This window comes from Pseudoalteromonas sp. S3785, from assembly GCF_005887365.1.
Lineage (GTDB): Bacteria > Pseudomonadota > Gammaproteobacteria > Enterobacterales > Alteromonadaceae > Pseudoalteromonas.
This window is the reverse complement of record NZ_PNCT01000021.1, coordinates 1-19,171: the sequence shown is the minus strand read 5'-3', so window position 1 is coordinate 19,171 and position 19,171 is coordinate 1. Positions and strand designations below refer to the sequence as shown.

Sequence of the window (19,171 nt, the reverse complement as noted above, 5' to 3'; positions counted from 1 at the left end):
ACCTCTTTAAACCCAAAAAACTTAACTAATAATATATCAACACTACGGCGATTATACTGTTTGGTCGATTAAAATACCTGCAGATTCAGAAAGCTTTGATACTAAACTTAATACCTCTTCCGAAGGGTATTGCTTAATTACATCACCACTGGTTTTATCAAGTATTTTAATAACGTCACGGCCTGAGTCTTCATCAACTTGAAATTGCAGACTACGGTTCATTTCACCCATAAAGTCCTGCAATTGTTGCGCCACTTTTTCAAGCTGTTCACGCTCAAGCTGTTGGTTTTGCGAACTATTAGTCTCAGTTCCTTGTTGTGCGTATTGGTTGCTTAACTGATTTTGTGGGCCTTGTTCATCCGTTTTATTTACGTCATCAACAGCTCGCTGAGTCAATACTGAGCCAGCCTGCCCTATTTGTTTATCTTCACCAGTTAAAGATGTTGATGCTATAGTAACTTCTGCGTTTGAAGTAATGGTGTTCATAACGCCTCCTAAAATTGCCGAACTTGTATAGTTATTAGACTAACAATAGCTTAATTTATACCCTTAAACCACAAAAGGAGGTAGCTAAAGCCACCTCCTTGTTTTTTAAAACTAATACTGACTTTTTGTACTAGCTAGCTACCCATTAAGCTATAACGTTTTAATTATTAACCTAATAAGCTTAGAGCTGTTTGTGGTAACTGATTCGCTTGCGATAAGATTGACGTACCAGCTTGTTGCAAGATTTGGTTTTTAGTCATCTCTGCTGTTTCAGTCGCAAAGTCTGTGTCTTGAATACGGCTACGTGAAGCAGATACGTTTTCAGAGATGTTTGATAAGTTGCTAATAGTGTGGTCAAAACGGTTTTGAACCGCACCTAAACCAGCTCGTTGAGCATCGATGTTAGCAATTGCGTTATCAATGATAGCTAGTGCATCCTGCGACCCTTTTTGGTCAGTAATATCGACATCCGCTACATTGTTTAATTTACTTGTAACTTCATTTGTTGTAGAAGCTAAAGAAGTATCGCTCGCCTCAACTGTAAAAACTTCAGAAGAGTTAAGTTGTATACCACCTGTAATTCTTGTTGAATCATTAGTAGTTCCAGCAACTGGGCCACTAGTTAATACTGTTGGGGTAGTATTATCCTCGGCAGTACCATTATAACTTAATGCAGAAACTGTTAGAGTTGCAGCTACGTCGGCACCTGCAGCATCCGTAGTTGCGAAATCTTCGATAGTAACATCTTCGCCTTGATTGTTCGAAATGCTAAGTACGCCATTATCTATTGTAGCTGTAACCCCGTGCTCATCAGTACCAGCATTGATAGCTTCAGCCATAGCTAGCTCATCACTTACAGTGTTAGCTGTTGCTACGAAAGAAACTTTTTCATCATTTAGTTTAAAACTTACTGTTTCGCCTGCTACTGTAGCCGTACCACCAATATCTAAAGTCGCCTCTGTTCTTGCCTGGGCTGTTACTCCTGTGGTATTAGTAGCTTGATTAATAGAAGCTGCAGCTTCTTTTGCTGAAGCGCCTGCAGCTATGTTGATTGTAGCATCACCTCTACCAGAAATGTCGTAAGTACCACCTGCAACTGCACTAGCTGGCGCAGTAGTGCCCGCTGCAACTGTAGTACCAAAACCTGTATTGGCTGCACCTTGAAGGTTTGTTTGGTTAGACCCTATTTTTTCTGCAGCTACACTTGATAACGAAACATTAATAGTTTCATTTGAGTTAGCACCAATTTGGAAAGATTTAGAACCAAAACTACCATCTAGAAGCTGTTGACCACCAAATGATGTTGTATCTGCGATACGTGTTAATTCAACTTGCAATGCAGACACTTCCTTTTGAAGTGACTCACGGTCTTCTGTCGAGTTTGAGCCGTTTGCTGATTGCAGTGCTAGCTCACGCATACGTTGTAAAATGCTTGTAGACTCGCTCATTGCACCTTCAGCGGTTTGTGCCATTGAGATACCGTCGTTAGCGTTACGTTGTGCTACTGCTAAACCATTTACTTGTGATGTTAAACGGTTTGAAATTTGTAGGCCTGCCGCATCATCTTTTGCGCTGTTGATACGCATACCTGATGATAAACGCTCCATTGACGTTGCAAGGTCAGAGCCTGAAGTAGAAAGGTTACGCTGAGCGTTTAATGAAGATACATTTGTATTTACTGAAATCATAATAAAACTCCTGATTACTTTCGTAATGTGACTGTTTAGATTTAACCAAGAGCTGTCACAATTGTATGTTCAAGCTCTGTACTGGTTAAGTTAACGGCAGGAGAAAATTTATCTTTAGCGTTATTTTGATTTATTTTTAAAGTTATTAATAAAATAAATATAAACAACTAATTTTAAAGGAAATAATAAATTCACTTCCCCCTAAAAAAGTTTTTTATTCACGTACAGCGTGCTATTTTTGGACAAAAAACAAAAAAAGCACACCTATCAAGATGTGCTTTTTTATAAGTTTTATTAATAGCGTTTATTACTAACCACCTAACAAGCTAATCGCAGCCTGTGGTACTTGGTTTGCCTGCGAAAGGATTGATGTACCTGCCTGCTGTAGTATTTGGTTTTTAGTCATCTCTGCTGTTTCCGTAGCAAAATCGGTGTCTTGAATACGGCTACGCGATGCGGTTACATTTTCTTCAATGTTTGCAAGGTTGTTAATTGTAAAGCTAAAGCGGTTTTGCACAGCACCTAATCCCGCACGCTGCTCATCAATATTGGCTATTGCATTATCAATGATTGAAAGCGCATCTTGGGAGCCTTTTTGAGTAGTCACATCAATATCAGCTGCATTTTCAAGCTTACTGGTGGTCTCATTAATAGTCGCAGCTAAAGAAGTATCATCTGCAGTAGCAGTAAACACCTCTGCAGAATTAAGCTGAATACTTCCCATTACTCGTGTTGAGTCTGTACCAGTACCACTGGTAAGTGTTACTGCGGTATCTGGGTTACCATTATATGAAGCCGCGGTAACATCTAAAGTAGCAGCAACCGCTGTACCTGTAGCGTCAGTCGTTTCAAAATCTTCGATTACGACGTCTTCACCTTGGTTGTTAGAGATAGTTAGCACGCCATTTTCAATTACAGCTGTAACACCATGCTCATCTGTACGCGCATTTATCGCTTCAGCCATTGCTTGCTCATCACTGTCTACATTAGCAGTGGCCACAAACGATACTTTTTCGCCATTTAGCTCAAAGCTTACTATTTCATCAGCAACGGTAGCTGCACCACCAATATCAAGAACAGCCTCAGTACGCGCTTGCGCAGTAACGCCGGTAGTTCCTGTCATTTGGTTAATTTTAGCTGCAGCATCTTTTGCTGTGGTACCTGCTTCAATATTAATTATTGAGTCATCACGTCCTGAAATCGTATATGTACCCGCAGCTACTGAGTTTGCAGGTGCAGTAGCGCCAGCCGCTACGGCAGTACCAAAGCCTGTATTTGCAACACCTTGTAAATTTAATTGGTTTGACCCAATTTTTTCAGCTGCAACGCTTGAAAGTGATACATTAATGGTTTCGTTAGCATTAGCGCCTACTTGGAAAGTTTTACTACCGTAACTACCGTCTAGTAACTGTTGACCACCGAATGAGGTGGTTTCTGCAATACGGGTTAGCTCAACCTGAAGTGCTGATACTTCTTTTTGCAGTGCTTCTCTATCTTCTGCTGAGTTTGAACCATTAGCCGCTTGCAGCGCAAGTTCACGCATTCGCTGAAGTATGTTGGTCGACTCACTCATCGCACCTTCAGCGGTTTGCGCCATTGAAATACCATCATTGGCATTACGTTGAGCCACTGACAAACCATTTATTTGAGAGGTTAAGCGGTTTGAAATTTGTAAGCCCGCCGCATCATCTTTTGCGCTATTAATACGCATACCTGATGATAAACGCTCCATTGAAGTTGCTAGGCCTTCGCCAGATTTTGTTAAGTTACGTTGTGCGTTCAATGACGACACATTAGTATTTACTGTTAATGCCATTTGACCATCTCCTAGGTTTAAACAGAGTGTGGTTCAACACGTTTTAACAGGAACCACTATTCGATAATTTCTTATCATTAGAAAAGCATTTACTGTGCCAACTTTAAAAAACATTTAAGCGGTTGTTTTTAAGTAACTTTTTTAAAAGTGTTGGAGAGTTAACGAAGCGTTAAATGTTTAGGTATTAAAGTGACAAATTATTGCCACGCTAATGAGGGAGGTTTTTGCCGCTTTATGCTAACTAAAGCGGCAAGGTATTTCTGCTTATAATTTATTTACAAGTAATCAAATAATGAAAGGTTAGTTAAACGGCCAAATGTGGCTTGCGAGGCTTGCAGTGCGGTTTCTTGTTTAGTGAGGTCACTAATAGCTTCTGCCATATCTACTTCTACTAGATCAGAAAGGTTGCTTTTGTTTTGAATATCTTGCGCAAGGTTTGAGTCGCTTACACTTTCAACCGCATTCATACGCCCGCCTAAGCTCGCTTGCGTATACACGACTTGCTCACTTGCATTTTGAAGCTGTACTACACCATCAGCTAGCACTTGCTGAAAATCATTGTTATCCAGTGTGCCATCATTTAGCCCTGTAATGAGTGATTGTAATGTATTAAGCACATTTTCTTTGTGCGGCTTTTCGAGGGTAAAATCAAGCTGGCCTGGTGCTGCGCCTTCAAATTCGATTTTCATTCCAGCAAAATCGATTGGCTCATCCGTTACCTCGCCAACTTGTGCAGGGCTTAGCGACACACCGTCACGCAAAATTTCATAAGTATCGGGGTCATTAGCGGTAGCGCCTGGCGTTATTATAACATTATACGTGTTCGCTGTTGCCGCAGCGGTTGGGTCAGCATTGTAATTATCTTGATGGAAACGGTCGAACTCTGTTTGACCATCTACATAAACCGTGCCCGCTGTAATATTATTTGCAGGGGTAGTTACCGGGATAGCAGCTTGATTATCTGTAACATCTAACCTTGCATCGCTTTTTTCAAATGTATCAAAGCCGTTATCGCTTGATTTAATACTCACCCCTTCAGCAATGGTTATAACATGCTGGCCTTGATCCCCATTATAAGTGTACTCACCTGTTGTAGAGTCAAACTGATAGGGTTGAGTGCTGTCTTGGTAGCCTGAAAATATAAACTTACCGTCTTCTGAGCGGGTATTCATTAAATTGACGAGTGTTTTTTGTATTTCACTCAGCTCAGCCGCGATTGACTCTAAATCATCTTGAGTATATACACCATTACCTGCTTGAATCGCTAGCTCTTGCGCTTGTTGGATATTGGTATTTATACTTTGTAAGATGGTTTCTTCAGTCTCAAGACGGCCAGTTAATTGGTCAATATTTTTAGTATATTGCTCATTTGTTTGTATTTTATTTGAATACAGCATTCCTTGCGAGATAGCGGCAGGTGCTTCTGAGGTAGTTAAGTATTTTTTACCTGTTGTTACTTGCTCTTGTGCATTAGCAACACTTTGTTGGTTATCGAGTATTTTATTAATGTTGTTTTGATACATTAAGTTATTTGATAAACGCATAATTACCTCGCCGCACTTAATAAGGTGTCAAAAACTTCTTGGGCCGCAGCTAGTACTTGAGCTGATGCCGAATATGATTGTTGGAAACGTAGTAAATTGGCTGCTTCTTCATCAAGGTTTACACCCGAGAGTGATTCATACCAGGCTTCAGATTGCTGGGCTAATGCATCAAATGCACTAGCACTGGTAATGGCTTGACCAGTGACTACACCAATATCACTCACTAACCCCGAATAGGCTTGGTTAAATGTGTCGTGATTGTCGGCAGTGGCTGTTGTCACTACATTTTTACGCACTAATTCGCCATTCTGTAAATCAGCGAGTTTTAAACCATTACGATTATCATCAAAGCCGCCTTCGTTAAATTCAAGGGTGAAAGTGTCTCCGGTGGCTGGCGTGCCTTCAATGTCAAAGTCAAAGCCATAGTTGCTATAAGGTGCACCAGCCTGAGCCAGTATACCCTCTGCCGGTGGCGTTATAGTAAAGGTTGTGGTGCCATTTGCATCTGTAATTTGGTATTCATTTGCAGCGCCCGTTTTAACAAGAGTGATATCACCATTGGCTAAACTAGGGGCGGTGGTAAAGCCACCCGATGTAACGCTTGTTACTTCTCCAGCTGAAATAGTAGCAGTGCCTACATTATCTATGCTGTTAGCTGTACGAATAGGCGATGCCAGAGCTAAGTCTTCACCGCGGCTTGTCGCAAGGGAAATACTGGTCGCCGCCTCAGAGTTAAGTTTAATTTGAAACTGATCGCCAGTATTACCTGTACCCGTTACATTAATTTGTAAACCAAACGACTCCCCACTTGTAATGTCGTCTGAGTCAATAACTCCAGATGGCGGTATCGTCGCTAAAGAGGCGCTGCCTATCGGCTCCCCTTTATTATCAACGGGCTGAATGCTCACTTCATTTGCATTAGCGGTATAAGTAACAATAAAGTCGCTGGCAGGCAGTTCACTGCCTTTACCGGCCTCAAGCGTGGCAGTTAAACTGGCGCCGCCGGTATTAGCTTGGTATGCATAAGCACCCACAGTAGGTATGGTAAATATATCACCGCCTAGCTCGCCGTTAGCATCCATACCCAATTTATTTTGCTCGTTGAACGCATCTGCAATTGCCAATCCCATTTGGCCAATCTGGTTTTGTGCAGGCACAAGTATGTCGTCTCTAAATGCGAGTAAGCCGCCAATTTTGCCTTTTAATTTGCTTGCATCTATCTCTAGCGGCACGGCTTTGCCGCCATTAACATCAAGCGTCAATTCTTTAAAATTAGGATCGGGGTCGCCCGACAAAGAAAATAAGTTAAATGTACCGTTTTCCATAACTAAAGACTCACCGCTGCCCATAAATACGAGTTTTTCGCCATTAGGGCCATCGAGTGTTTCTATATCTACAAGTTCTGATAATTCACGAATAGCTAAGTCGCGCTGGTTATAAATAGAACTCGCGTCTGATGCGTTATTAGTACCATTTACGACTGCAATTTCTTGGTTTAACGTATTTATATTTTGTATGAGCGAGTTGGCTTCTTCAGAAAAAATCTCAAGTTGCTCATTCACTATACCTTGTTGCTCAAGCACAATGCCTGAGAGCCTGTCCATTTGATCAACTAAACTTTGCGCATCGGTCATTACGAGTGAACGAGCAACTGATGAAGACGGCTGATTTAGCGCCTCTTGCACGTTATTAAATAATGAATTAATGCCGGTTGATAAGTTGTTAGACTCTTCCGAAAAAATAGTATCAACACGGTTGGCTTCTGTTACGAATTGATCAAAAAACGATTTATTTGACGTATCGCGGTTTAACTGCGACTGGGCAAATTCGTTCAATAACCGATATGTTTCGCCGCGCCCTACTTGGTTATCTACCATAGTGGTAAATTCAGTGCGCTCACGTACGTAGCCTTCGGTGTTTACATTGGTGATGTTTTTACTGGTCGTTTGCAACAGTTCAGAGCTTGAACGCACCCCTGAACTGGCAATATTTAATAAACTAAACGACATATTACTTCACTCCTTGGGTAAACGCGCTTGTTGCAATATTTTTAAGCTCACTACTATTTAGCACTTTTTTTATTTTGCTCGCGTAATTAGGGTCCGTTGCATAGCCTGCTTTTTGTAGCGAATCTAAAAATTCGTTTGGCTGTGCTGTTTTTTGTAATGCTTCTTCGTAACGTGGGTTTTGCGTTAAAAAATCGACAAAGTCGTTTACGCTTTCTTTTATAGAATCATAAGCTCTAAAACTTGCTTGCTTTTTAACAGGCGTGCCTTGCTCAAATTCAAGCGTTACTTTACTTGCTTTGTCGCCTTCCCAGCTTTTATCTGATTTAATATTAAACAGGTTATTTGAGCTATTACCGTCACTTTTATTAATAATATGCTTGCCCCAACCAGTCTCAAGGGCCGCCTGAGCGACCATCACTGCAGGGTTTAAACCTATTTTTTCGGCCGCTGTTTTGGCATGCTCCCACACTGCACTCACAAACTCTCCAGCATTATTAAATGACGGTTGCTGTACAGGCTGTGTTGGGGTTTTAGTGTCTGTTGCTTCGCTGCTGAGGGCTAAGTCGTCTTTATTTACTTGCTCAACACTATTCAGTTTTTCGTGGGGTAGTTCAGAGCCTGCGCGTTTATCACTGATAAAGTCGTTAGTAGTTCTTAACACTGAGCCAGGCATAAAGTTTTCAGCCTCTGGAGAGAGCTGCTGCACAATTAAATCAGCCAAGCCTAAAGACCCATTTGATGAAAGCTCAGAAGAGAGCTGCTGATCGTGCATTTCTTCAAAAAACTTTACGCCGCTAGAATTAAATGGGCTGTCTTCATCTTCAAATGCTTCGTTAGCTTTACGCATGCCTTTTAGAAGCATCTGCGTAAAAATAGCTTCAAATTGTGCCGCTGCTTTTTTAAGCGCCGCTTTAGAGGCATCAGTAGATGCATCACCGCTGTTTAAGGCGTCTTGACGTAAAGTATTAAGATTACTTAAATCAAAAAAGTTTTGCTTATCGAGGTGATTTGTTTCCATCAGCTTTTTGACACAAAAATGAATAATACTTCGTTAAATGCAAAAATTAAGCCAAAGGCATTTTAAAGGCAGGTTTTATTAAAAAAGCTCGGCTACATTGTTGTAACACCGAGCTTTTAATAATTTAAATAACAACAAGCTGTCCGTTAATTGCACCCGCTTCTTTAAGGGCTTCTAAAATAGCCATTAAATCGCCAGGTGCTGCACCTACTTCATTTATAGCACGCACTAAGTCATCTAAGCTGACGCCTGGGTTAAATACAAACGCACGGGAATCATCTTGGTTAACGTCAATAATACTTTGCTGTGTAACGACGGTTTCGCCTTCTGCTAAAGGATTAGGCTGCGTTACATTTTGCTGTTCAGCAATCGTAACTGTTAGGCCGCCGTGGGTTATTGCCGCAGGCTGTAACTTCACATTTTTGCCAATGACAATTGTGCCTGTGCGTGAGTTAACAATGATTTTTGCAGAGGTGTCAGCAGGCTTAAACTCTAGGTTTTCAAGCGTTGATAAATAAGACACCCTTTGCGATGCATCACGCGGGGCAATAACGCGTACTGAGGCTGCATCAATCGCCTGTGCACTATTAGGACCAACTAAATCATTGATTGTTTTTTCTAGACGTTTTGCAGTAGTAAAGTCTGGACGATTTAAGTTAAACGTAATGTAGTCGCCTTGCATAAAAGGACTTTTAACTTCGCGCTCAACAGTAGCTCCGTTTGGTACGCGGCCGACGGTTGGGGTATTAATTACTACTTTGCTACCATCAAGCCCTTGTGCACCTAACCCCCCTACTATTAAGCTGCCTTGTGCTATGGCGTATACGTTACCATCAACCCCTTTCAAGAAAGTTTGTAGTAATGTGCCGCCACGTAAACTCCCTGCACTGCCAATAGAGGAAACCGTAATATCAATTGTTTGCCCTGGCTTTCTGAACGGCGGCAGCTCAGCATGAACTGCCACTGCTGCTACGTTTTTAATTTTAGGGCTTTGCGTTGAAGGTAAGGTAATACCAAAACTGTTTAACATGCCCCTAAAACTTTGTTGCGTGTAAGAGTTTTGCTCCCCTGTGCCAGGTAGCCCCACCACTAAACCATAGCCTACCAATTGGTTGGCACGGACCCCTTCAACCATAGAAACATCTTTTATTCGTTCCGCGCTGGCAGAAAATTGCCAGCCTAGCAGTATGATCAAAATAAACGCTTTAATGTTTTTCATACTACTATCCTTTAAAATGGAAACAACGAGCTACTGAAGAAACGTGTTAACCACCCTGGGCTTTGCGCCTCTTGTGTTTGCCCTTTTCCTGAATACTGGATGCGGGCATTCGCAATTCTATTCGACTCAACCGTGTTATCGGCGCTTACATCTTGCGGGCGAACTAGCCCTTCGAGCCTAATAAACTCTTCGCCAGTGTTAAGTGTTAGCCATTTTTCGCCACGGATAACTAAGTTACCATTGGGTAAAACACGCATAACATTTACAGAAATATCACCCACTAAACTGTTCGACTGATTTGATTTAGAGTCACCGGTAAATGATGAATCACTACCAATACCAAACTGAATACTGTCGCCACCTATATTGACAGGTAAGCCACCTAATCCAATAATGGGGTCCAAACTGGCGTCGGTTTCTTTGTCAGTTTCAGTTTTTGCGGCTTTTGTAGCTTGTGTTGACTCTTCAAGCTTAACGGTAATTATATCGCCTGTTCTAAGCGCTTTTTTATCTGAATACAGGTCATTAAATGTGTTGGTATTAAATAGCGAACCTGTTGCAACAACAGGCTCTGCTACGGGCTCTGGGTACATGGGTGCGTAGTATGGGTCGTCTTGAACCACTTCACTATTTTGCGTAGAAACACAGCCACTTAAAAATAAGGTGCCTGCAGCAAATAAAATAACTTTACGCATAACTATCCCCTTGTGCACGATTATAACTGTTGATTGATGTAGCTCATCATTTCGTCAACGGCTGAGATTACTTTTGAATTCATTTCGTAAACACGTTGTGTTTCGATAAGGTTTACCAGTTCTTCTGTTACATTAACGTTTGATGTTTCAAGCGAACCCTGAATAATAGTACCCAACCCTTCTACGCCTGGATTACCTTGCACAGGCGCACCACTAACAGCCGTTTCGGTGTAAAGGTTTTGACCAATTGGCTCAAGACCAGATGGATTAATAAAGTCGCTAATTGTTAGCTGACCAATCACCACATTATCGGCTTGCCCTGCAACACGTACAGATACTTCACCATCTTGAGAAACCGTAATTGATTGCGCATCATCGGGAACATTCATTTCGGGCTGAACAACAAAGCCAGCGCCTGAAGTAACAATGCGGCCGTCTTCATCGGTAGTAAATTGTCCATTACGCGAATAGGCAATATTGCCATCAGGTTGCAACACTTCAAAAAAGCCTTCGCCTGAGATCATCCAATCAAGTGAGTTTTCAGTGGTAAGCATATTGCCTTGCGTAAACTCTTTTTGGTTAGCAACCACTTTTGCACCGGCACCAAGCATTAGGCCTGATGGTAACTCAGTATCTTGTGATGATCGCCCGCCAGGTTGGTTGATGTTTTGATACAGTAAATCTTCAAAAATAGCGCGGCTCTTTTTGTAACCTACGGTACTGGCATTCGCCAAATTATTTGAAATAACTGAAATATCAGTTTGTTGAGCGTCTAGCCCTGTTTTACTTATCCACAATGCAGGATTCATAAGTATGCCCTCATTTTAAAGTTAAACTATGCGCATCAACTGATCTTGACGTTCGTCAATCTCTTCAGCTGTTTTCATTAGTTTTACTTGTAACTCAAATTGACGTTGGTGGTTGATCATATCGACCATTTCGTGAACTGGATTAACGTTAGACATTTCCAGTGCACCACTTAATACTTTTACATTTTCAGAGGTATCAACGGTTTGCCCAGGTACTGGTCTAAATAAACCATCGTTACCTTTTTCAAGCTGCCTGCTGTTTCCTTCAACAACACGTAGCGTGTCTACTTCTTCTAAAAAATTGGCTGGTGCGCCTTGCGGGCGAACCTGAATGGCGCCATCTGCACTAAAGCTTATTTTTTCAATAGGGACAGGTAGAATTACGGGGCCACCTTCGCCAATAACTTGACGACCATGGCTCGTTACTAACATGCCTTGTGCAGTAATGTTCAGCGTACCGACTTTAGTGTAGGCTTCATTCCCTGACTCATCTTGAACAGCGAGCCAGGCGTTATCGCTCATGGCAATGTCTAAATCTCGCCCTGTTTCTATTATGCCGCCAGAGGTCATGTTAGAACCAGGTCGCTCTTGCATAGAAAACACTCGGGTCGGCAAGCCCTCGCCGAATGCTTGCATAGAACGCGCTTGCGCGAAGTCAGCTTTAAAACCTGTGGTATTTGCGTTTGCCAAATTATTGGCTTTAAGTGCAAGCCCCTGTAGGCTTTGCTTAGCGCCAGAGGCCGCAATGTAGACCATTTTGTCCATAACATCGACTCACATAAAAAATCTCTGAGTTGATAAATGCAAAATAGATGCCAGATTAAATTTGACGCAATATAAGAAAGGTATTGAACGGTTCAGCTAGGCTATTTTTGTGGTATTAGGTATAAAAAAGGCTGCAAAAATGCAGCCTTAAAATCTTAACCAAAAATAAGGTTAACTTATCGAATCTGCAAAATACTTTGCTGAATTGTTGAGTTAACTTCAAGCGCTCGAGAGTTTGCTTGGTAGTTACGTTGAGCGGTAATCAAATCAACTAATTCGTTTGTTAAGTTGGTATTTGATTGCTCAAGTGCAGATGAATTAATACTACCAAAAGTACCCGAGCCTGCTTCACCGGCTACCGGCTCGCCAGAGTCAATACTTTGCTTCCAGCTGGTATCGCCTACTTGCGATAAACCTTGTGAGTTTGGAAAACGTACCATAGCCACTTGCCCTAAGTAGGTTGAATCACCATTACTGTACGAGGCCACAATTTTACCGTCTGTACCAATATCAATACCCGCTAAACGACCGACTGTAGAGCCATCTTGGTCAAGGGCTTTTACTTCAAAACCACTTGAGTACTGAGTGGGAATACGTCCTGCTGTGTTATTTTCATCGCGCCAATTTAACTCAATACCCGTGCTTGGAAATGTCGCGCCGTTATCAAGCATTGACGATAAACCAGTGCCTGCACCTGCCGGTAAATTAATTTCGTCAAATGTTGTAGCGTTAGTATTTGCTATACCGTTGGTTGTTGCAGGTAAACCACTAGAGTCGAAGCCAAGTGTAGCTATCGGTGTATAAGGTGTAGTTGTTTGTTCTGCACCTGATGTACCATCTACAACTTTCCCATCTAAGGTGGCGTATACCTCCCAGCTGTTATCAGTACCACCTGCAGCAGCGTCTTCTTCTTTAACAAAAAAGTACTGAAGAATATGCGGCTCACCTAATGAGTCGTAAACGGTTGTAGACGTTGACGAGTTATACGTACCATTTGATGTAGGGTCAAAAGCAAGGCCTGTAGCATCTGCTGTTGCATCTAAATTAAATGACAAAAATACGTTTTCCGTAGCACGAGGCGAACCAGATGAATCAGGAATTTGAATTGGGTTAGTTGTACTTAGACTTACCGATGTGGTGTCCCCACTTGATGCATCAACCGGAAAAGCTTGTAAGTAATTACCTTTGGCGTCAACCATAAAATTGTCTTGATTTAGCTTAAATGCACCTGCACGAGTATAGGTTAAATCTTGCGACGAAATATCATCGGTCATTGCAAAGTAACCTTCGCCGGTAATCGCTAAGTCTAACGAGTTGTTAGTAAATTGCAGTGAGCCTTGATGAAATTGCTGTGCAACCATAGTTGTTTGCACACCATCACCATTTTTGGTTTTACCTGCGCTAAACACAGATGCAGCATATACATCAGCAAATTCAGCCCGCGATTCTTTAAAACCAGTGGTATTTACGTTAGCAATATTATTTGCTGTTACGTCTAAGTCTTTTTGAGCGGCAGCTAGGCCTGTAAGTGCGATATTAAAGCTCATAATTCACCTCTAACTTTTAATCTAATAGCCTGCTAGCAGGCGAAATACTTTTAAATGGTTATGCGATCTCTGCGACATCTGTCAACCTAACCGCACCCTCTTTGGTGTTAATAATAATGCCACTAGAGCCGTTGATATTAACGCTTTCAATATTTTTGAATGTGGCTACCGGTAAGCTTGAAAACTCGCCGTTGGTACTGCCCTCTGCAGTAATCGTGTATTCGCCCTCTGGTAGGCGTTCGCCAGATTCATTATTCCCATCCCAACTAAAGCGCACAGCACCCGCTGCTTGCGAACCCATATCGATAGTTCTAACCAGTTGCCCAGAGGCATCTGTGACTTTAATTTTTAAATTATCAACGGCTTCTTCAGCAACTGCCGACCCTTTTGCCTCGCCACTTTCACCAAGTTCAAGCGTATTAGATTCTAAAAGCGCCTGTTTACCAACCAGGGTTGATGCTTGTAGAGCAGAGTTTGAAGTCATTGAAGAGGCAAGCGACTCAAAATTTGTGTTTAAATCTGTGATACCTTGCGCCATGGTAAAATTAGTCATTTGCGCAATCATTTGATCGTTATCAGCCGGATTACTCGGATCCTGATACGATAGCTGCTGAGTTAGCAACGAGAAAAAATCTTCCTGTGTTAACGCATCGCTCTCTTCAGTGGAAGTCGCTACTTGAGTCTCTTGCCAAGTAATCGAGTCCATAAAAGATGAACTAGTACTAATATCGTTACTCATAACCTACCCTCGGTTATCGCTGCCCAAGTAACAGCGTTTTGCTTAACATTTGCTTAGCTGCATCGGCAACTTGCACGTTTGTTTGATATGAGCGAGAGGCAGAGATCATATTTGCCATCTCCTCAACAACATTAACGTTGGGTTTATAGATATAGCCATTTTCATCCGCACTTGGGTGATTAGGGTTATATTCAATTTGTAGTGGTTTGTTACTCTCAACAATTCCCAACACTTTAACACCAACAGCGGAGCCCTGAGGGTTGCTGGCTGAGGCAGACGCTTTAGTCAGCTCGGCAGCAAATACAGGTTGGCGAGCTCGGTATGTTTTGTCTTGGGATGAACTTATTGTATTAGCATTCGAAATATTACTCGCGGTAGTATTTAGGCGCACATTTTGCGCACTCATACCACTGCCTGAAATATCAAAAACATTATATAAACTCATAATTATTACCCTTGACTACCGAGCGCTTTATTCAGGCCCTTAAATTTACTACTTAAAAATTGCAGGCTTGCCTGATACTCCATCGCATTCTGTGTATACAAGTTTCGTTCCACCTGTATATCAACTGAGTTACCATCGCCTGTATCTCCTTGATTTGGAGTGCGAAATAACTCAGAACCACCTACGCTGCGAGTGCCGCCAGCAATGTGTTTTTCATTGGTTGTGACCATGCTATTGCCGCTTTGCTGAGTTGACCTTGCCGCTTTTAATGCAGAGGCAAAGTCAATATCTTTTGCTTTATAGCCAGGCGTATCAGCATTCGCTATATTTGTGGCAAGCACTTCTGCCCGCTGTGAGCGGATCAACATCGCATGCGGATGGACACCTAATGCTTTATCAAAACTGATAGCCATAACATTCTCCAAAAAATTGACTTAACTAAGTTAAAGCAATTAATAAGCCAGTAGTTTTGAATAAGGTTACTTTTTTATAGGAGTTTGTTATTAAAGAAAAAAACGACGCACAAAGCGTCGTTTTTTAATGGGAAGGAAGAGGCGTTATTTTTTTTGGTAGATGATTCCGGGGTTACAACGAACCATGTCGAACTCGTTACTTAAGCCAGTCATTGACTCTGATGCACCTAAAAACAAGTACCCTTTTGGGTTTAGTGCTTGGGCAAACTGGCTAATAATTTTTGCTTTAACCTCTGGTGAAAAATAAATAAGTACGTTGCGGCAAAAAATAATATCGAACTTGCCCATTAAGGCATAAGAGTCGAGCAAGTTTAAATGTCTAAAGCTCACCTGCTTTCTGACTGAATCGACAACTTTTGCCATTCCATTGCCGCTATCCATAAAGTACTTTTTACGGCGTTCTGCTGAGAGCCCTCGCGCTAATGCCAGCGCATCATATTCAGCGTTTTTACACATATCGAGCATTGTATTGGAAATATCAGTACCAATAATTTGTGCGCCCATACGCAGCACACCCGGCTGCTGCGCTTGAAACTCAGCAACCGACATGGCAATAGAATATGGCTCTTGACCTGAAGAGCTGGCCGCTGACCAAATTTTTACTGGCCGGCGAGTGTCTTTGAACTCAGGAAAGAGTTTATTTTTTAACAGCTCAAATGGGTATTGATCCCTAAACCACAATGTTTCATTTGTGGTCATGGCGTCAACCACTGCGGCTCTAAGTTGCCGCTCATGGGGGGCAAGCGTTTTACTCACTAACTGTGATAAAGATTCAACATTAAAACGAGCCATAAGCGGAGCAAGCCGACTTTTTACTAAATATTGCTTGTTTTCGCCTAGCACAATACCACATTGCTGCTCTAAAAAAGAGCGGAACTGATCGTAGTCACTTTGCTGCAAATCTTTATTATTCAAATTATTAACACCTATTGTTGCTTAATCACAATGAACCCATTTTTTAACTGCTGTTGCCAATTCATCTGGGTTAAATTTTGCTATAAAGTCATCCGCGCCGACTTTTTCGATCATCGCCTGATTAAATACACCACTCAAAGAAGTGTGTAAAATAACATGTAGGGGAGCTAATTTAGGGTCAGCTTTAATTTCTGCTGTTAATGTATAGCCGTCCATTTCAGGCATTTCAACATCAGAGATAAGTAAACCTACACGCTCAGTAATATCATTTTTACAATCAAGCTCGGCGATTTCTTTAAGCCTAACTAAAGCCTCTTTACCATTTTTTGCAAGCTCGGTTTGCACGCCAAGCGGCTCGAGTGCTCTTTTTACTTGGTTACGAGCCACGGCTGAATCGTCGGCAATAAATACAATACGCTCGCCTAAGTCTTTTTGTATAGCACTATCGGCCGCCAGATCTGCACTAACCTCTGTATTTACCGGGCAAATTTCGTTTAAGATTTTTTCTACATCGAGAATTTCGACTAATTCGTTTTCAATTTCGGTAACAGCCGTTAGATAAGAATAACGCCCTGCACCCGACGGGGGTGGCATTATTTTTTCCCAGTTCATGTTAACAATTCGCTCAACGCCGCCGACTAAAAAGCCCTGCACAGAACGATTGTATTCTGCAATTATAATGAAGCTGTCTTTTACATTTTCAATCGGGCGGCCGCCTACGGCCATAGATAAGTCGATAACTGAAATAGTTTGACCACGAATATGCGCAACTCCCCGAATGTATGCATTTGATTTTGGCATACTCGTTAAAGGGGGACATTGCAGTACTTCTCTTACTTTAAATACATTGATCCCAAAACGCTGACGCCCTCTGAGCTTAAATAATAGTAATTCTAGGCGGTTCTGCCCAACCAACTGGGTGCGCTGGTTTACTGAGTCTAAAATGCCTGCCATTCAAATCTCCTAAAGAAAACAAGTAATGCGGAACGATAATTGCTTTCTGTTTATAAAGCTACATAACATCGCGGGAGCGTCTAAAGTTTGACGCAAAATATTTATACCCTGTTTGAAACCATAAGCATAGTCGAAACATTATGAGTTTGTTAAAAAAAGTCAGAAGATACAGTGTTTTTTATTTTCTTGCTAGCCTCTGCTTAGCAACACCTTTGCATGCAAAAGTGTTTAGTAAAGATTTATTACAACAAATTGCAATTTCTCATATTGCTGAACAAGTTACCGTACCTCTTGAGAAAAATGTGGAGATCACCGCGCTTGCGCTTGATAGCCGTATTCCTGATAGAGTGTGCGAAAATGACCCAGAGTTGGTTGTGCCAAATGAGCCGCCATTTACACGTCAGGTGACTGTACAAATAAAGTGTAACGATGCGCAAAGCTGGACTCAGTATGTTCATGTAAGAATAGTAAAAATGGCACCCGTTGTGGTTGCCACGGCAAACCTGGCCCGTGGGGAGGTTATTACTGAGTCTCATTTAAGTGTACAAATGAAGCCTTCACAATTTGTTAGAGTTCAATATTTAGATGACCCTTTAATGCTTATTGGCAGCCGCAGTAAACGAAATATACGCAGCGGTATGCCCGTTTTACTTAATCAAATTTGCATGGTTTGTAAGGGCGATGCCGTAAATATTTATGCGAGTATTAAAGGACTTAGGATAAAAACAACAGGTATAGCACTTGAAGATGGCACTTTAGGTGAACAAGTTCAGATTAAGAATAAAAAGTCCGGTAAAATTTTGAATGCACGCGTAGATGGTGTAGAGTCTGTGCAAGTTAATATTTAATTTCGATTTATACTAAAGTATCCTATGTATATGCCGATAACTTGGCATAAGTTGGGTAATATACAGGTTTATTATTATGGTTAATCAAGTTAATGGCAGTAATCAACAAGCTAATGCGCTTACAAACGCTAAACAGCAACAAGTTGATATTAAAAAAGATAATGCTGCAAGTACACAAACAGCACCCACCCCTTCGCCGAAAGCTGCGAGTGACTCAGTGAGTCTAACACCACAAGCACAGCAGTTAAAAACACTGCAAGATAAAGCGCAGCAGTCTTCTGGCTTTGACAGTGAAAAAGTTGCTGAGCTTAAAAAAGCGATTACCGAAGGTAAATACCAAATCGATGCTGAAAAGCTGACCAAAAACTTAGCGGATTTTGAGTTTAACGTATATGGCTGATCACAATAGTTTAATTAGCGTTAAATTAAATGAACAAGTGAATTGCTTAGATTCGTTACATGCGCTGTTAAACGAAGAGCTTAGTATTATTGCCTCTCGTAGAGGTGAAGGTTTAAAAGAACTTGCCCAACAAAAAATGTCTTTTTTAACTAAGCTTACGCAGCTTGATAAAGAGTTGAATAAACTTTTTGCTGCAAATGATGAAAATGCCCCTGAAGTAACTGAGCGAGTAGCGCAAGTTAAGGCGCAGTTAGCGCAGTGCCAAAAACAAAATAAAGTAAACTCGCACGCTGCCCGCCAAGCGCACTTAAGTGTAAAACAGCTTAAAGATATTTTAATAGGCGCCCCAACTAGTATGACTTACGACCAAGGCGGTAGCGTGGTTAATACCGACAGTAAGCTGGTACGTAATCTAAAAGCTTAACTGCTTTTACTTTATCCAAATTTATTGAAAAAGCCCTTACTGAAGTCTCAATAAGGGCTTTTTTAGGTTTACTATTTAACCCAAACAATACCAGTTGTCTTAAATATTTAGCCTTTATAACGTGCTAAATAAAACGCTAACAGCATTATAAGTTTCTCAGGTAAAACAAACCACCTTTTAATAAAATGAGTATTAGTGCCCCACTTCAGTCATTTAACTGAAGTGGTTACTCCATTTATACCAATCCGCTTAATTAAGTGATCTCCTTTGAGGCTGGAAAAACGTGTTGTTAGCTAGGTAAAAAATTCGCTATTTAGTTGTTCTAAATGAGAATTTTTAACGCTGATAACGACACGTTTAGCCCCACAAAATGATTT

19 protein-coding genes are annotated in these 19,171 nt (G+C 41.4%); 3 read left to right on the top strand and 16 right to left on the bottom strand.

Annotated features, from left to right (window positions below):
* Nucleotides 1-51 precede the first annotated feature (51 nt).
* The 16 genes from CWC17_RS05670 to CWC17_RS05595 all read right to left on the bottom strand — a co-directional run bounded on the left by CWC17_RS05670 (nt 52) and on the right by CWC17_RS05595 (nt 17,122).
* Nucleotides 52-486 carry a flagellar protein FlaG gene (locus CWC17_RS05670; protein ID WP_138612319.1) on the bottom strand — a complete coding sequence of 145 codons (435 nt, stop codon included), beginning with the start codon at nt 484-486 and terminating at the stop codon, nt 52-54.
* Nucleotides 487-653: 167 nt separating this feature from the next.
* Nucleotides 654-2,177, bottom strand: coding sequence for a flagellin (locus tag CWC17_RS05665; RefSeq protein WP_138540810.1), 1,524 nt, complete (start codon nt 2,175-2,177; stop codon nt 654-656).
* 307 nt (nt 2,178-2,484) lie between these two features.
* Nucleotides 2,485-3,990: a flagellin gene (locus CWC17_RS05660; protein WP_138540809.1), complete on the bottom strand. Its 1,506-nt coding sequence runs from the start codon at nt 3,988-3,990 to the stop codon at nt 2,485-2,487.
* Between the two features lie 275 nt (nt 3,991-4,265).
* Entirely contained in the window at nt 4,266-5,534 is a 1,269-nt protein-coding gene (gene flgL, locus CWC17_RS05655) for a flagellar hook-associated protein FlgL (protein WP_138540808.1), read from the bottom strand.
* Nucleotides 5,535-5,536: 2 nt separating this feature from the next.
* A complete protein-coding gene (flgK, locus tag CWC17_RS05650; RefSeq protein ID WP_138540807.1) occupies nt 5,537-7,543 on the bottom strand; it encodes a flagellar hook-associated protein FlgK in 2,007 nt (668 codons plus the stop codon).
* A 1-nt stretch (nt 7,544) separates the two neighbouring features.
* Nucleotides 7,545-8,561, bottom strand: a complete 1,017-nt coding sequence (flgJ, locus tag CWC17_RS05645) for a flagellar assembly peptidoglycan hydrolase FlgJ (RefSeq protein WP_138612318.1) — start codon at nt 8,559-8,561, stop codon at nt 7,545-7,547.
* A 124-nt stretch (nt 8,562-8,685) separates the two neighbouring features.
* On the bottom strand, nt 8,686-9,780 hold the full coding sequence (locus tag CWC17_RS05640) for a flagellar basal body P-ring protein FlgI (protein WP_055016790.1): 1,095 nt from the start codon (nt 9,778-9,780) through the stop codon (nt 8,686-8,688).
* Nucleotides 9,781-9,791: 11 nt separating this feature from the next.
* The gene (gene flgH / locus CWC17_RS05635) at nt 9,792-10,475 is read right to left on the bottom strand and encodes a flagellar basal body L-ring protein FlgH (RefSeq protein WP_055016789.1); all 684 of its coding nucleotides are present in this window, start codon (nt 10,473-10,475) and stop codon (nt 9,792-9,794) included.
* A 20-nt stretch (nt 10,476-10,495) separates the two neighbouring features.
* The gene (flgG, locus tag CWC17_RS05630) at nt 10,496-11,284 is read right to left on the bottom strand and encodes a flagellar basal-body rod protein FlgG (protein ID WP_004588020.1); all 789 of its coding nucleotides are present in this window, start codon (nt 11,282-11,284) and stop codon (nt 10,496-10,498) included.
* Between the two features lie 21 nt (nt 11,285-11,305).
* Complete coding sequence (locus tag CWC17_RS05625) at nt 11,306-12,049, bottom strand: flagellar basal body rod protein FlgF (protein ID WP_055018049.1); 744 nt, start codon at nt 12,047-12,049, stop codon at nt 11,306-11,308.
* A 176-nt stretch (nt 12,050-12,225) separates the two neighbouring features.
* Complete coding sequence (gene flgE, locus CWC17_RS05620) at nt 12,226-13,596, bottom strand: flagellar hook protein FlgE (protein WP_138540805.1); 1,371 nt, start codon at nt 13,594-13,596, stop codon at nt 12,226-12,228.
* A 58-nt stretch (nt 13,597-13,654) separates the two neighbouring features.
* Nucleotides 13,655-14,335, bottom strand: coding sequence for a flagellar hook assembly protein FlgD (locus tag CWC17_RS05615; RefSeq protein ID WP_055016786.1), 681 nt, complete (start codon nt 14,333-14,335; stop codon nt 13,655-13,657).
* Nucleotides 14,336-14,348: 13 nt separating this feature from the next.
* Nucleotides 14,349-14,780, bottom strand: a complete 432-nt coding sequence (gene flgC / locus CWC17_RS05610; RefSeq protein WP_004588016.1) for a flagellar basal body rod protein FlgC — start codon at nt 14,778-14,780, stop codon at nt 14,349-14,351.
* Between the two features lie 5 nt (nt 14,781-14,785).
* A complete protein-coding gene (gene flgB / locus CWC17_RS05605; RefSeq protein WP_029773927.1) occupies nt 14,786-15,193 on the bottom strand; it encodes a flagellar basal body rod protein FlgB in 408 nt (135 codons plus the stop codon).
* A 144-nt stretch (nt 15,194-15,337) separates the two neighbouring features.
* A complete protein-coding gene (locus tag CWC17_RS05600; protein WP_055016785.1) occupies nt 15,338-16,168 on the bottom strand; it encodes a CheR family methyltransferase in 831 nt (276 codons plus the stop codon).
* Between the two features lie 21 nt (nt 16,169-16,189).
* Entirely contained in the window at nt 16,190-17,122 is a 933-nt protein-coding gene (locus tag CWC17_RS05595) for a chemotaxis protein CheV (RefSeq protein WP_004588013.1), read from the bottom strand.
* Between the two features lie 140 nt (nt 17,123-17,262).
* Between CWC17_RS05595 and flgA the strand changes: the two genes are divergently transcribed.
* The 3 genes from flgA (at nt 17,263) to flgN (ending at nt 18,794) form a co-directional block, all read left to right on the top strand.
* Nucleotides 17,263-17,970, top strand: a complete 708-nt coding sequence (gene flgA, locus CWC17_RS05590; RefSeq protein ID WP_138612317.1) for a flagellar basal body P-ring formation chaperone FlgA — start codon at nt 17,263-17,265, stop codon at nt 17,968-17,970.
* 76 nt (nt 17,971-18,046) lie between these two features.
* Nucleotides 18,047-18,370, top strand: a complete 324-nt coding sequence (gene flgM / locus CWC17_RS05585; protein ID WP_055016783.1) for a flagellar biosynthesis anti-sigma factor FlgM — start codon at nt 18,047-18,049, stop codon at nt 18,368-18,370.
* Nucleotides 18,363-18,794, top strand: coding sequence for a flagellar protein FlgN (gene flgN / locus CWC17_RS05580; RefSeq protein WP_055016782.1), 432 nt, complete (start codon nt 18,363-18,365; stop codon nt 18,792-18,794). The genes flgM and flgN overlap by 8 nt, the downstream gene beginning before the upstream one ends.
* Nucleotides 18,795-19,171: the final 377 nt, after the last annotated feature.

Excerpts from the sequence above, each read along its gene's own strand:
- CWC17_RS05595 (WP_004588013.1), bottom strand. The coding sequence starts at position 17,122 with ATGGCAGGCATTTTAGACTCAGTAAACCAGCGCACCCAGTTGGTTGGG.
- flgB (WP_029773927.1), bottom strand. The coding sequence starts at position 15,193 with ATGGCTATCAGTTTTGATAAAGCATTAGGTGTCCATCCGCATGCGATG.
- CWC17_RS05660 (WP_138540809.1), bottom strand. The coding sequence starts at position 3,990 with ATGGCATTAACAGTAAATACTAATGTGTCGTCATTGAACGCACAACGT.
- flgC (WP_004588016.1), bottom strand. The coding sequence starts at position 14,780 with ATGAGTTTATATAATGTTTTTGATATTTCAGGCAGTGGTATGAGTGCG.
- flgN (WP_055016782.1), top strand. The coding sequence starts at position 18,363 with ATGGCTGATCACAATAGTTTAATTAGCGTTAAATTAAATGAACAAGTG.
- flgE (WP_138540805.1), bottom strand. The coding sequence starts at position 13,596 with ATGAGCTTTAATATCGCACTTACAGGCCTAGCTGCCGCTCAAAAAGAC.
- CWC17_RS05615 (WP_055016786.1), bottom strand. The coding sequence starts at position 14,335 with ATGAGTAACGATATTAGTACTAGTTCATCTTTTATGGACTCGATTACT.
- flgK (WP_138540807.1), bottom strand. The coding sequence starts at position 7,543 with ATGTCGTTTAGTTTATTAAATATTGCCAGTTCAGGGGTGCGTTCAAGC.
- flgA (WP_138612317.1), top strand. The coding sequence starts at position 17,263 with ATGAGTTTGTTAAAAAAAGTCAGAAGATACAGTGTTTTTTATTTTCTT.
- flgJ (WP_138612318.1), bottom strand. The coding sequence starts at position 8,561 with ATGGAAACAAATCACCTCGATAAGCAAAACTTTTTTGATTTAAGTAAT.
- flgH (WP_055016789.1), bottom strand. The coding sequence starts at position 10,475 with ATGCGTAAAGTTATTTTATTTGCTGCAGGCACCTTATTTTTAAGTGGC.
- flgG (WP_004588020.1), bottom strand. The coding sequence starts at position 11,284 with ATGAATCCTGCATTGTGGATAAGTAAAACAGGGCTAGACGCTCAACAA.
- flgL (WP_138540808.1), bottom strand. The coding sequence starts at position 5,534 with ATGCGTTTATCAAATAACTTAATGTATCAAAACAACATTAATAAAATA.
- CWC17_RS05640 (WP_055016790.1), bottom strand. The coding sequence starts at position 9,780 with ATGAAAAACATTAAAGCGTTTATTTTGATCATACTGCTAGGCTGGCAA.
- flgM (WP_055016783.1), top strand. The coding sequence starts at position 18,047 with ATGGTTAATCAAGTTAATGGCAGTAATCAACAAGCTAATGCGCTTACA.
- CWC17_RS05670 (WP_138612319.1), bottom strand. The coding sequence starts at position 486 with ATGAACACCATTACTTCAAACGCAGAAGTTACTATAGCATCAACATCT.
- CWC17_RS05625 (WP_055018049.1), bottom strand. The coding sequence starts at position 12,049 with ATGGACAAAATGGTCTACATTGCGGCCTCTGGCGCTAAGCAAAGCCTA.